The sequence below is a fragment of the Longimicrobiales bacterium genome (genome assembly GCA_028823235.1).
GTDB lineage: Bacteria > Gemmatimonadota > Gemmatimonadetes > Longimicrobiales > Gaopeijiaceae > UBA2589.
This window is the reverse complement of the sequence record JAPKBW010000024.1, coordinates 13207-27117: the sequence shown is the minus strand read 5'-3', so window position 1 is coordinate 27117 and position 13911 is coordinate 13207. Positions and strand designations below refer to the sequence as shown.

Below are 13911 nucleotides of genomic sequence, written 5' to 3'. Positions count from 1 at the left end.
TTCTCGGACGAGATCCCTGCTCTGGAGTTGAATGATGCGCTACTACGTGGCCCTGACAGTCTTCGCTGTCGCCATATCGACTGCCTCTTGCACACCCGCGCGGGAAGACGATGCAGGGGCCCGTGCTCTCGACGTTCTGATCGCCGATGCCCGCATTGTGGATGGTGCGGGTAACCCGTGGTTCCGCGGTGACGTAGGCATTCGTGGTGACCGGATCGCGGCAGTGGGTAACCTGGACAACTGGCAGGCTACGCGCACGATCGACGCAGCTGGTCGTGTCGTGAGCCCTGGGTTCATCGACATGATGGGCCAGTCGAGCCTGGTGCTCGTCACCGACCCGCCGAGTGCGGAGAGTAAGCTTAGACAAGGGATCACAACCTACCTGTCGGGGGAGGGAGGCTCGCCTGCGCCGCAGAGTGACGAGACCTTCGGTGACGGTGTGGTCGTAGGCGGCGATACTCTCACGTGGCGTACCTACGCCGAGTATTTCGCACTGATGGAGGGATACGGAATCCCCCTGAACGTCGTGCACAACGTGGGTCTCACGCAGGTCCGCCGGGTGGTATTGGGAGAGCGCGACGTGCGGCCCACGCCCGAGCAGCTCGAGCAGATGAAGGAGCTGGTACGCCAGGGGATGCAGGACGGCGCGGTTGGTGTCTCGACCTCGCTGATCTACCCGCCCGCAGTCTATGCGAGCACGGAGGAACTCATCGAGTTGACACGGGTCGCGGGTGAGTTCGGTGGTATGTACTTCACGCACATGCGCAACGAGAGCCATGCGGTGTTGGACGCGATCCATGAGGCGATCGCGATCGGTGAGGGGGCTGGTGTCCCGGTGCACATCTACCATTTGAAGGCGGCGGGCGAAGAGAACTGGCCACTCATGGTCGAGGCGCTCGCGCTGATCGACTCGGCCAGAACTGCGGGCATGGACGTGACCGCGGATATCTACCCGTACATCCGGAACGGTATCGGGCTGGGTTCGTTCCTGCATCCACGGCATTACGCAGAGGGAACGTCGGAATTTCTGGCGACGCTCGCGGACCCCGCGGTGCGTGCCGAACTCCGACGAGAAGTTGAGACGACCGGCGATTGGGAGAACTGGTACCGCCACGTGGGCATGGACTGGGAGAACGTGCTGATCGTGTCAGCCTCACGCGGGGTCGACGAGCGCGTGATCAACCGCTCCATCGCGGGGGCAGCCGAGATCCTTGGAACAGACCCGTGGAACGCCTTCTTCGACCTGGTGCAGGCGGGCGGCGTGAGCGTGAACCCGCGGAGCATGAACGAGGAGCAGAAGTGGCAGGCGCTGGCAGCTGAGTACGTGATGATCGATACCGACGCTTCGCCCGTGAATCCGGCGACGTCGGCGAGCGCCCACCCGCGCGCGTTCGGAGCGTTCCCGAGGGTTATCAGCAAGTACGTGAGGCAAGACGGTGCACTCAGTCTAGAGGATGCCGTTCGGCGCATGAGTTCGATGGCCGCTCAGCGACTGGGCCTCCATGACCGTGGCTTCGTCGCACCGGGTCAGATAGCCGACCTACTGCTCTTCGATCCTGATGCGATCCGGGATGTCGCGGACTTCGGAGATGCGATGCGTTACGCGGAGGGCATCGACTACGTCTTCGTGAACGGTGTGGCTGTCATCGATGATGGCGTGCTCGCCGACGTACGTCCCGGCCGGTTGCTGAGACGCTAGGATTTCGGCAACTAGTGTGTGTGAAAGCATTGCCTCGAACCGAGCCAGCAAGACGATGAAGCCGAGCCACGGAACGGCTGGTTTTGACCCTGATGAATGAGCTCGGGGTCGGGGCGCGCGTCCCTGAGGTGGATCGTGAGCAGACCGTACAGGATGGCTCTGTGATTTGTGGTAACCTGTCGCGCTCCGACATCATCGCCAGGGATCGCCGAGTCCGAGATCGTGACCCTGCTCTGACCCAAACGGGATAGATGATCAGTCCCTGCCATTTCCGAACGTCGAGCGTCGTTGTGTCGCAACCGCGCCGTTTGTGTGCAGCCTGTTCGCCGGATCACAGAAGCATGGCGATTGCAGCACAAGTCTCGAGGACCTGACGCTCGCGGTGCTAAGCTGAACGCCTCGTCGTCCACTGACCGCATCAGCCGGCTGATGCTCGTCGCGTATTCCGTACCGTCCTCGGTGACGGCTATGGCCGCGCTTCCCATGGCGCTCTTCGTGCCGGCGTTCTACGCGGACGACCTAGGCGTGCCGCTGGCCGCGGTCGGTGTGGCAATAGCGTGTTCAAGGCTCCTCGATGTGGTGACCGACCCGCTGATCGGAGGCCTAAGTGACCGTATGCACCTTCCGCTTGGTCGGCGCAAACCGTGGATGCTGCTCGGGGCTCCGCTTTTCTTGATCGCGCTGTGGAAGATCTTCGTGCCGAGCGAGGACGTCTCGGCCGTGTACTTGGCGCTGTGGTCTGCGGTCCTCTACCTCGGCTTCACCTTGATTGACCTGCCCCACAAGGCCTGGGGCGCCGAATTGTCCACGGACTATGACGATCGCTCCCGCGTCACTGGATGGCGTGAGGGCATCGCCACCGCCGGGCAGGTGACGCTGCTGGCGGCCGTAGTGTGGCTTGCGGCTCGAGGAATTGAAGATGCCGCGGGCCAACTCAAGGCGATCGCGGTAGTGATCATGATCACCTTGCCAGTGCTGCTTCTTCTGTGCGTGACCACCGTCGCGGAACCCATACCAGGGGGCTTTACGCACGAGCGCCGGAACACTCTGGCCGGCCTGAAGATCGTCGCACGCAACCCCGCGTTCGCCCGCATGGTGGGATGCGTGCTTTTCTTCGTATCAGGCGTGGCGATCCAGGGCACGCTTCACCGGCTGGTCTTGGCGGACGTCATGGTGGACCAAGGGCGTTTTCCGATCATGATCCTGTTAGAGAACCTCGCCAGCTTGGCCGGCATTCCCGTTTGGCTCGCGATCTCCGTGCGAATCGGCAAAGACCGAGCGCTCATGCTGGCGGCGCTTTGGATCGCTCTGTGGAGTCTGCCCCTCGTGTTCATGCGCCAGGGCGACGTCATCGCCATGATGTGCGCCATCGTCGTACGCGGATCGAGCTTTGCATCGATTCTGTTCTTGGCCAACTCCATTGCCGCCGACGTGATCGATGTCGATACGCTGGAGAGCGGCGAGCAGCGTTCGGGACTCTTTTTCGCCGTGTGGGGGATGACGATCAAGCTGTCCCTCGCGCTTGGCGTGGTGCTCGGGACGACGCTCCCCGCCGCACTTGGTTACGACCCTTCGGCAGAGTCCATCGGCGTGGTGATCCAGGGACACTTGATGTGGGTGTACGGCGGAGTGCCCGCGCTCCTCATGGGCCTTGGCGCGCTCTTTTTATATCGGTTCCCACTTACGCGCGCGCGACACGCGGAGGTGCGGGCGGCTTTGGATTCTCTTTCCACCCCTCAGCACAACACCTAGGCAGCTTTCCGCACAAAATGGGAAGAGTAGTTGTGAGATTCTTAGGGGCCGCGCTGCTGGCCTTGAAGCTCAGGATTTTCAAGGAAGTCACTCCGGGACTTAGCGAGGTGGAGGAAGGGAGGGGAGAGAAGAGCTCTTGAGAAGACCAAGTCACGCCGGCCTCGTCTTCCTTTGGAGGTGCACCACATAACAGGCGATCGCTGCGGTTACGGAAGGAACTAGCGGGTCCGCAGCACGCGCCTTGCGGCTCGCACTCCGGGTCATCACTCTGGCCATGCAGCAGAATCGCGAGGCGTTACATCGTGCCCTGTGGACCCGGCGTTGCCAGTGAGCGAGTCGTGCAGGAGACTCGCGAGGGATCGAACGTCAACGGGAGAACTAGTTGCCAACATCAGCTTATGGAGCGGCGGACCGGCGCACTAAGGGTCGACGCTCGTCCTGGCCGCTCACGGTGGGCTCGGGTGTGGCAGCCCTCGCTCTTGTCGGACTTGTCGCCTGCACTGCCGAGCCGTCGTACGACATCGTCTTCACGGGCGGGCTGGTGTACGACGGGTCGGGCGCGGAGGGTTTCATCGCCGACGTGGCGATCGCCGACGGAAGAATCGTGGCGGTGGGCGACCTCTATGCGGAGGCAGCCGCTGAGGTGATCGACGTGAGCGGGCTTGTCGTCGCGCCCGGCTTCATTGACGCACATTCCCACGCCCCCCTCGCCGAACCCTACGGGCAGGATGGTCGACCGTTCCTGACGCAGGGCATTACGACCGTCGCGCTCGGACTCGACGGAGGCGGACCCTGGGAGGTCGCGGAACGACTCGACAGTTGGGAGGCCGTGGGGATCGGGGTCAACGCGCTGACCTTCGTCGGCCACGGCGCGGTGCGACGGGCGGTCATGGGCATGGACGACCGAGCCCCGACCACCGACGAACTCGATCGGATGAAGGCCATGGTCCGCCAAGGGATGAAAGAGGGGTCGTTCGGGCTCTCGACCGGCCTGTTCTACACACCTGGCGCCTTCTCTACCACGGAGGAGGTGCTTGAGCTTTCGCGAGTGGCTGCGGAGTGGGAGGACGCGATTTACGACACCCACGATCGCGACCTAGGAGCCACCTACCAGGGCATCGGCTACGACGCCTCGGTTGCCGAGGGCATCCGCATTGGTGAAGAGAGCGGGCTGCGCGTCATCTTCTCGCATTTCAACCCACAGGGTGCAACGAATTACGGACGGGCAAACGTCGGCGCGGAGATGATCGAGGAGGCCCGGGCACGGGGGGTGGACGTCTGGGCGGCGCAGCACCCTTACACCGCCACGCAGTCGAACCTTCGCTCCTACGCGTTACCGAGCTGGGCGGCCGCGGGGGGCCAGGAGCAGATCGAACGTCGTTTCGCCCATCCCGACACGTTGACCCTCCTGCAAAGGCAAATCACGGAATCGCTCGCGATGCGGGGTGGGGCTGAGAAGATCCTGTTCGTTGACAAGGACCCGCGCCTGAACGGCCGGACGCTCGCGGAGTTGGCTACCGAGTGGGGCTCTTCCGTCCCTGCGACCGTACAGTCGATCCTGACAGAGAGTGGCAATGCGGGCGTCATGAATCTCGACCTCTACGACATCGAGAACACGCGCTATCTCGCTGCGATGCCTTGGATGATGACCTGCACGGACGGGAGGACCCCGTCCGAGGGCCAGCGCATCACGCACCCCCGGGTCTACGGAGCGTTCTCGCGGAAGATGCGCCTCTTCGCTCTGGACAGCTCCGAAATCACCGTGCCGTTCGCCATCCGCAGCTTTAGCGGCCTCGCGGCGGACTTCTTCCGCCTCTCCGACCGAGGGTACGTCCGGCCGGGGATGTGGGCCGACGTCGTGGTCCTCAATATCGATGAATATCGGGACCTCGCGACGATCGAGGATCCTCATCAGTTCACCCAGGGCGCGGTACACGTTCTGGTGAACGGCGAATTCGCGATCCGTGACGGCACGTTCCGAGGGGCGCTGGACGGGCGGTCATTAAGAGCGCCGGGAGGACACACCGGCGGCTGACGAGATTCTGGCGAGCCGCGATGGCGGGATTGGCCCGGTCACGCTGAACCGTCCTGGCCACGTGGGCAAGGCAAGTGCTCAATTTGCAGTAGACCCTTCGGCAGCGGGGTTGGCGCCCGGCCAGAACTGGAATTCTAGGCCGAGCAAAGTCCAGAATCCTTACTTGCGGAAGCCGCGGGCCCGGCCTGAGTATGGCTCTGCGTTCCATTGAAGGGGAGATGACATGTCAGAGGAAGAAACACATCCAGGCGAGGGCCGCAATTTGGGGATGAAGCGGTCGATTCCTCGACGTGACTTCGTGAGTGGGGTGGGGGTCGCTCTGACCGGCTCACTTTTCCCGACCGGCTCCGTCGACGGGTTCCAGTCATGGCTCACTCAACAGTCGATTTATCCGCCGGCGCTCACTGGATTGCGCGGAAGCCACGATGGCTCATGGGAGACGGCCCACGCACTCGTGCGTGGTACCGCCTGGGAGCAGGCAGCCCGTGTGGATGAAGAGTATGATCTGATCGTCGTCGGTGGCGGCATCAGCGGGCTCGCAGCTGCCCACTTCTTCCGAAAGCAGGTCGGTGGTCCTGACGCCCGTATACTGATCCTGGACAACCACGACGATTTCGGCGGCCACGCGAAGCGGAACGAGTTCCATCACAACGGTCGCACGTACCTAGTGAACGGTGGAACCCTCAACGTCGAGGCGCCGTCGCAGTACAGTCCCGAGGCGGCCGGCTTGCTGTGGGACCTCGGGATCGACCGCACCCGCTACTACGATTCGATAGCAGATGTGCGTGAGCGGTATGCCGACCTTGGCCTCTCGTCTGGCTTCTTCTTCGACCGCGAGACGTTCGGAAGGGACCACCTCGCCGCTGGGTATGGACGCCGTCCTTGGGCCGAGATCGCAAAAGAGAGTCCTCTCACAGAGCGCGCCCGGGAGGACCTCGTGCGACTGCGCGATCCGGCCGCGGCGATCGATCCGTGGCCGAACGAGTCGCCCGACGCAAAGAAAAAGCTGCTCGCCGGGATGAGCTATCTGAGCTATCTGACCGACGTCCTCGACGTGGACCCGAAGGTCGCGTTCATGCACGACAGCGCGGGGTACATCTACTGCACAGGCATCGACGCCGTCCCGGCGCTCTTCGCATGGAACGCCGGGTACCCGGGCTTCGCGGCGCTCGGCCTAGGACCGACACCGCCCAGCCAGCTTATTGACGAGCCCGGTGGCGCCCACGGCCGGGAGAATCAGGGCCGAGCAGGCACCGGTGACCCCACGATGTACTTCCCAGACGGCAACGCGACCATTACTCGGTTGTTGGTGCGCGGGCTGATCCCTGGAGCGATCTCAGGGTCTTCGATGGAGGACGTCGTGTTGGCCGACACGGACTACGGCCGCCTTGACACGGCCGACTCTGCGGTACGAATTCGGCTGAACAGCACTGTGGTGAACGTTCGCCACATGGGCAGTCCAGACTCGGCCGATCCCGTTGAAGTCACGTATGTGCGGGACGGCCAAGCGCGCCGTGTCCGGGGGGGAGCGGTTGTCTTGGCCTGCTGGAACGGGGTGATTCCTTACCTGTGTCCAGAGATGCCTGAGACGCAACGCGAAGCGCTCTCCTATGGCGTGAAGGCACCCCTCGTATACACGAACGTGCTGCTTCGGAACTGGGAGTCCCTGGTCGCGAGCGGAGTGTCCGGAGCGTCGGCACCGGGAGGTTATCACCAGAGCATGAGTCTCGGGACATCACTCGATTTTGGCGGTTATCGGACGTCTCAGGACCCCACGGAGCCGATCGTGCTCCGCATGTCGCGGTACCCCTTCGAGCCCGGCCAATCGAAGGCGGAGCAACATCGGCGTGGGAGACGGGATCTGCTGTCTACAAGCTTCGAGACCTTCGAGCTCAAAATCCGAGATCAACTCGCGCGGACCTTCGGGCCGAAAGGGTTTGATCCCGAGCAAGACATCCTCGGCATCACGGTCAACCGATGGCCGCACGGCTACGCTTATACCTACAACACGCTCTTCGACGATCCGCGATGGGCGCTAGGCACCCCCGATGACCGCCCGAACGTGGTCGGACGGCAACCCTACGGACGGATCGCGATTGCGAACGCCGATGCGGCCGCCAGCCCCCACACGGACGCTGCGATCAACGAAGCCTACCGGGCAGTGCGCGAGCTGAAGGCACGGCTGGGCTAGCACGGCTCCTCACTCGAGCTGGAATGCGGTTCTAGTGGGACTCGGGACCTCGCCCACCCACTTCTGGGGGGCGCCAAGGTATGTAGCGTACGAGCCGCTGTCGGTTTATCTCGCCTGCGTAGATGTTACCGTCGAAGTCGACGCCGAGGAATTCGATTCCCGGGCCGATGTTGACGTCGTGCTGCGGGATGAAGTGGGTCACCCACGCCTGCTCCGACTTCAGATCACCGATCCGGATCCCCTTCTCCCAGCCGAGGTTGCTTCTCCAGTCGTCCGGCGGACCGGTCCGCACATCGCCTGAAAGGCCGTCCCCTGCATAGAGGATGTCATTTCGGTCGATGAAGAGACCACTCGGCTTCCCGTACTGCGTCCAGATGTAGAGTAGCTCGCCTTCGGCGTCGAAGACCTGAATCCGACTGTTCCCACGGTCTGCGACGAGAACACGGCCGCGTGAGTCGACCTTGATGTCGTGCGGATCGCTGAAGCGGGCTGGCTCTCGGCTCTCTGTTCCGATCCCGCCGCCCACCGAGAGAACGAAGGTCCCGTCCGGTGCGAGCTTCACGATCCTGTTGTTGCCGCCCCGATGTCCATCCGCGATCCAGATATGCCCATCGGGAGCGATCGCTACGCCGGACGGACCATTGAAATGTGTCTCGTCGTCTCCGGGGACCCCGGCTTCACCGACCGTCATCACTATCTCGCCCTCGCGGGTGAGCTTGAAGACCTGGTGGCCGATTCCCATCGACTCGCCGAGCGTGGCGCGAGCATCCCCGTGCGCGCCTCCTTCCGTTACCCACAGGTATCCCTGGCTGTCGAGCGCGAACCCATGAGGGAAGGCAAAGAGTCCTGCTCCGAAGCTGTCGACCAGATTCCCATTGAGGTCGAACTTCAGGATCGGGTCGAGGTCCGACCCGGCACACTGGTTCGCACCGCACCGGTCTAGGATCCAGAGGTGTTCACCATCCGGATCGGGCCACACGCCGCTGATGATGCCTAGCGTTCGACCTTCGGGGAGCTGCTCCCAGCCGAGGGTTGCGCGGTACGGGTTGGTGGTGGTCTGAGCCGTGACTGCGAACGGCACGACGAGCAATGTCGCAGCCGCGAGCCCCGAGAGTCGATGGTCGATGCGCACGGTCACTCCGATTCGAGAAGATTCTCTCTGGATCGTAAGCGTCAGGTACGGTTCGCGCCTGCCTCGAGACATCGTCGCGGAGTCCGATCCGCTCAGAGACTTGCTGCTGCTTCGGTCCGATAAGATGTTGGCTCGGACCTGAGGAGTGCGATGCCTCCAATCATTGAGCGACAACCGACCCGCTCAGATGCAACCAGATTATGCAAATGGATTTGAAAGCGACCAGACGACAAGCCGTGCTCGCCCTCACTCTCCTCGGCGGGATCGGGGTAGCGCCCACAGCAGGCGAAGCCCAGATCACGATGGCGCAGGCCCAAATGGCGGTCGACGCCGCGGAGGCCGAGGCTAGAGCCAATGACTGGAACCTCACCATTTTTGTCACCGACGCGGATGGTGTCCCGATGTACCTGAGGCGCATGGACGGTGCCCCACCGCGGACGGCGGGGATTGTAAGGATGAAGGCCCACGTCGTCATCACGACGGGTGGGACATCGGGTGCCTACGGCCAGGCGCTTGCTGCCGGAACGGTCGATACCATCCCGGGTGGGATCCACTACGAGGGTGGGCTGCCAATCTTGATGAACGGCGAACTCATCGGCGCGATGGCGGCGAGCGGTGCGCGGGGATCTGAAGACGCGCAGGCTGTGCAGGCCGGACTGGCCGCAATCGGGGCGGCTTCCGGAAACTGAAGGGCGTCGTCAAGGTCCTAGCCCGCGTCGATTACTTCGTGGTCAAGGCCAGTGCGGCCTCCAAGGCCTGATCTCCGAGCCGATCAATTTCTGGGTTCAGGCAATCAACTCAGACCGGTTGAGGCTAGGTCGGGCAGGGCGCCCTTGTTCGAACCGGCCCGCCATGCCGGGTTCACCGAGTTCTTGCTCAATGCCGTAGCGGCCTTTAGCCGGTTCGACAGCATGCGGGCTCATCTACCCTCCAGCCGCGGCCACGACGGCCCTTGCACTCCACGGCCCGCCGCACCGAAGCCGCGGAAGACGAACTTCTGCACCCGTTTTCCTTCGTAAGTCTCCGTCGTGTATACGTTGCCGCGCGAATCGACCGCGATGCTGTGAACGCCGTAGAACTGACCGGCTTGCCGTCCCCCGCCCCCGAACGTGGACACGACCTCCAAGGATTCCCGGTCGAGTACGTGCACCTTCTTATTGGAGCCGTCGGCGAGATAGATGAAGCGCTGCTCGGGATCGTGTGAGAACGCGATGTCCCACACAGACCCAGAGCCGAGGGTCTGTGGTGCGATGAACGCCTCACGAATGAACGTGCCGTCCGGTTGGAATACCTGGATGCGGTCACTCGCCCTGTCGCACGCATACACGAGGCCGTCGCGCGAGAGCTCCGCGCAGTGGAGCGGGCTCCTGAATTGCTGTGCTGGGGGGTCATCCGGGCTGTAAGCGGGGATCGGAGAGTCGTCCGGCACGTTGCCGTATGCACCCCAGTAGCGTTTCATCTTGCCGGTCTGCGCGTCGAGCACGGCCACACGCTTATTGCCGTATCCGTCGGCCACATACACCTCGTTAGCCTCCGCGTCGATGTTGACCTCGGCGACTCGCCAGAAGTTCTCCGGATGGTTGCTGCCGCTGCGCATGAACGGCTCACCGAGCTGCAGCAGGAGGTCCCCCGTGCGGGTGAACTTCAGGAGGTGGGAGTCGTTCTCTCCGTTGCCCCCGATCCAAACGTTGTCCATGTGGTCGACGGTGATGCCGTGGTTCGACTGCGGCCAATCGTAGTCGGCACTCGGGCCGCCCCAGGAGCCCACGAGATTACCATCCGGATCGAACTCGAGCACCGGAGGCGCGGGTGCGCAGCACTCCGCCGTCGGCGGGTCGGCCACGGCGTTGATCTCGGTGAGCTCATCGAAGGTGTCCTGCCGGTGGATGATCCACACGTGGTCCCGCGAATCGACGGACACGCCGATCACGGAGCCCAAGATCCAGTGGTTCGGGAGCGGCCGCGGCCAGAACGGGTCGACTTCGAGGATCGGCGGACCGTCCCCCGCATCAGCGGCTTGCGCGGCCTGCTCCATACAAGCCGAAGCGATGCCGAGGATGGACAGCGCGACCGCGCCGCCCACGAGCGTAAAGATTGTTCGTTTCATGGTGTCCTTTCCTATGGCGGTCAGCCTCCCTCGGCTCCGACTTGCTTGAGTTGCACGACGATGACTTCCATCGGCTCGCTGCCCCGGTTCACGTCTCCGTGCAACTCACCCTCGGGGTCGACGTCGAGCCAATACGTGCCCCCGGTCTTCCACACCATCTCACGCTCGTCTCCGGCTTCGCTGACTAGGGTCAAGGTTCCGCCTTTGAGCGCGATGATCGCCCTGGGGTTGTCGTGGCGGTGCATGCTGAGCGGTTGATTGGGCACGATGATCGTCTTCCACGCCTCGACGTGCTCGTTGTCGAGCTGGGGAACGCGGTGAGTGACCGGATCGGCTGTCATTTCATCCGCCGAAGGCTGCTTCTCTGCGGCGGGTTGGCCACAAGCGACGAGGCCTATGGTCAGCCCTGCGATCCCGGCGACGATGGCTCTCATTTGGAACCTCCCGATTCCCAAGTCGTTGCCCTCACCGAAAGTAGGGTCGGCGAGGATGTCTTGGTATTGTGCGGCCTGCCGGGCCAGAAGGCGAATCGCCCAGCGCGACTTACGGGAGACAGTGGATGCGCGCTTTCTCTTAGAAGCGGAGCAGCCTTGTGACCTTTAGCGCGAACGCCCGATTACGTAGCCCGGTTCTGCGGAGCGGGGTGTCGCGCTCGTCCGTCCACACTACGAACAAGTCACTGCCCGGACGGAACTCCCAGCGGAATCGCAAGTTACTTGAGAAGGTCGCGCGGCTCTCGTTGTACTGCACGAGCGTGCTGGCGAACATCCGTGGAGTGAACGCGTAGTCCGCCCGTAACCTGAATACGGTCTGGTTCGCATCGCCGTCCGGCAGTTGGATGAGGTTCACACTCACGCCGGGCTCCAAGGACAGGTGGTCAGACACGACGACTCTCGCCCGGTTGATACTGATTGTCCGGATCGAGCCACGGAAGAAGCTGCCCCACTGGTAGGAGACATTGCCCGAGACGGGGCGTTGCGTGCCGAAATTGTAGGACGCTTGATACCCCGTGTACGTGTACCGCCCTTCCGGGATGAATACATCGGTGTCGATCTCGAACGGATCGTCGAGACGCTCGAAGTTCCGGGTAGCCTGCAGCGTGGCCTGGTCACTGTTGTCGAACTCGATGCTGAAGCGTCCCTGCTGGCTGCGGGATTCCATTCTCCCCGCTCCGTCTTCGAAGAAATTGACCGTGCCCTGCCAGGTGAGCTTCCGAACGGCTTCGATCGACGATGGCCGAGGGCTGAACCTTACTGAGCCCGACGACTTCCTGAAGTCGCTTCGACGTAAGAACCCAATCTCCGGGTTGAAGTCGGAACCCACCTTGACGATGCCAGCGTTAGCTCCGTAGGTGTCCCCTCCGTAGTCAAAGCGAGCTTGATAGCTCTCGTTGTCGCCGCCAAGCGATGGGGTCTCCGTGCGCGCGTAGTATCCGCCGAGCTTCAGGTTGGTGAAAAACGCGAACGCGGCGTCCATCCCGTAGGCCTGGTTGGTGCCTGTACCCGATGCGCCGATCGAACGGTTTGTGAACATTGCCCCGATCGCGCTACGCCGAAGGATGTCGCGCTTGAAGCGCACAATCGAGAAGTCGGTGGCACCTACGCCCGCTACTTCGTCGTTGCCCGTGTGAATGTTCATGAGGCCGACCGTCCACGGGCCGACCTTGCCCGTTAGCCGCCCTCCGGCCTGGATCGGGATGACGGATCCGTCTTGGAAGCCGATCCGGCGGCTGTAGAACAGGGACGGAGCATCTCCGCCGCCACGTCCGAATCCGCCGCCTCCACCACCGCCGCCGTAGCCGCCGCCGCCACCGGTACCGAATTCGAAGACCCCACGCCCCTCCAGGAAGAACTCGCGCTTCTCGGGAAAAAAGAGACTGAATCGCGTCAGATTGACCTGTTGCTCGTCGACCTCGACCTGGGCGAAGTCCGTGTTGAACGTGAGATCGGCCGTGAGGTTGGCGGTCAGTCCGTACTTCAAGTCCAGCCCGACTGCGGCCGTGCGATCCGTGACGGCGGGCGCCGATACACGGTCGGTTGTCGAGCCCGCGATTCCGTACGGCTTGAGTTCCACATTGCTACCTGCGGCCGGCAAGTCCAGGCCGACCAGCGTTCCCGCGACCGAAACCCTATTGAGTCCTTGTGGACCGGCGAGGATGGCCGGCACGGGGCTCAAGTACGTCCACTCATTGAGGTGGCGGATCGAGCGGCGGAGCTGGAGGCCCCACATCTGCCCGGCGCCCGACTGGTAGCGTAGGGATTTGAACGGGATTGCGATCTCGACCGTCCAACCGCCGTCGAATTGGCCTGGGGCGACGTCCCAGATCGGATTCCAGTCTCGGTTCACTCCCGCCTCGTCGACGACCGAGTAGTCGTTGCGAGCCCCGAGCGGATTTGTGTAGAGCATGAATCCGTTTCGCCGGTCATAGAACGTGTCGAACATGATCCCGAAGTGCTCGTTGTTTCGGATCCCATCGGCGTCACGTCTCATCTCGTTGACGATCCACTCGTCAGGCGGAGCGTCGTCCCAGCACCGGCACGTCACGTAGATGTTCTCGTCATCGAAGGCGATCCAGACGTCGGTGCGCTGCGAAGACGGGTCACCCGAGACCGGTGTTACCTGCACGAATTCCCCGAAAGGTTGGACGTCGGAGTACATGTCCTCGTCGAGCACGCCGTCCAGTGTCAGGGGCTCATCAAGACGGATCGCCCGAACCGTCGGGCGGCCACGTGCGTCCCGTGTGATCGACACCGGATGCTCCGGCGCTGGCGATCCATCGATGGCAATGCCTCGGGGGAGGGCGCTGTTGGGTTCGGTCTGCTGGGCCCCAGCCGGGGCGCCCAGCACGAGGACAGCAGCCGCTACCGCGAGCGAACCGAGAGCATAGGGTCGCGGAGGTAGGGCGCGCGCCCTCGTCGGGGTCGATGGGTGGATCACGATTCTGATGGGTTCAGGAGTGGGCGTGGGGGGAGTCGTGACGGCGACCACCCTGACA

The 13911-nt window shown here is 63.2% G+C and carries 9 protein-coding genes; 5 read left to right on the top strand and 4 right to left on the bottom strand.

Annotated features, from left to right (window positions below):
• Positions 1 to 31 precede the first annotated feature (31 nt).
• From OSA81_11745 to OSA81_11730, 4 genes are all read left to right on the top strand, one after another.
• Positions 32 to 1699, top strand: a complete 1668-nt coding sequence (locus OSA81_11745) for a D-aminoacylase (GenBank protein MDE0899682.1) — start codon at positions 32 to 34, stop codon at positions 1697 to 1699.
• A 429-nt stretch (positions 1700 to 2128) separates the two neighbouring features.
• Complete coding sequence (locus OSA81_11740) at positions 2129 to 3451, top strand: MFS transporter (GenBank protein ID MDE0899681.1); 1323 nt, start codon at positions 2129 to 2131, stop codon at positions 3449 to 3451.
• A gap of 382 nt (positions 3452 to 3833) precedes the next feature.
• On the top strand, positions 3834 to 5486 hold the full coding sequence (locus tag OSA81_11735; GenBank protein MDE0899680.1) for an amidohydrolase family protein: 1653 nt from the start codon (positions 3834 to 3836) through the stop codon (positions 5484 to 5486).
• Between the two features lie 223 nt (positions 5487 to 5709).
• Entirely contained in the window at positions 5710 to 7677 is a 1968-nt protein-coding gene (locus OSA81_11730) for an NAD(P)-binding protein (protein ID MDE0899679.1), read from the top strand.
• Between the two features lie 31 nt (positions 7678 to 7708).
• On the opposite strand, the gene OSA81_11725 is transcribed toward OSA81_11730, so the two are convergent.
• Positions 7709 to 8881, bottom strand: a complete 1173-nt coding sequence (locus tag OSA81_11725; GenBank protein ID MDE0899678.1) for a hypothetical protein — start codon at positions 8879 to 8881, stop codon at positions 7709 to 7711.
• Positions 8882 to 9045: 164 nt separating this feature from the next.
• Here OSA81_11725 and OSA81_11720 point away from each other — a divergent pair, with 164 nt between their 5' ends.
• Positions 9046 to 9498 carry a heme-binding protein gene (locus tag OSA81_11720; protein ID MDE0899677.1) on the top strand — a complete coding sequence of 151 codons (453 nt, stop codon included), beginning with the start codon at positions 9046 to 9048 and terminating at the stop codon, positions 9496 to 9498.
• 230 nt (positions 9499 to 9728) lie between these two features.
• On the opposite strand, the gene OSA81_11715 is transcribed toward OSA81_11720, so the two are convergent.
• The 3 genes from OSA81_11715 to OSA81_11705 form a co-directional block, all read right to left on the bottom strand.
• Positions 9729 to 10916: a hypothetical protein gene (locus OSA81_11715; GenBank protein MDE0899676.1), complete on the bottom strand. Its 1188-nt coding sequence runs from the start codon at positions 10914 to 10916 to the stop codon at positions 9729 to 9731.
• Between the two features lie 20 nt (positions 10917 to 10936).
• Positions 10937 to 11350 (bottom strand): hypothetical protein, encoded by a 414-nt coding sequence (locus OSA81_11710; protein ID MDE0899675.1) that lies wholly within the window; start codon positions 11348 to 11350, stop codon positions 10937 to 10939.
• A 139-nt stretch (positions 11351 to 11489) separates the two neighbouring features.
• A complete protein-coding gene (locus OSA81_11705; GenBank protein ID MDE0899674.1) occupies positions 11490 to 13853 on the bottom strand; it encodes a DUF5916 domain-containing protein in 2364 nt (787 codons plus the stop codon).
• Positions 13854 to 13911 lie beyond the last annotated feature (58 nt).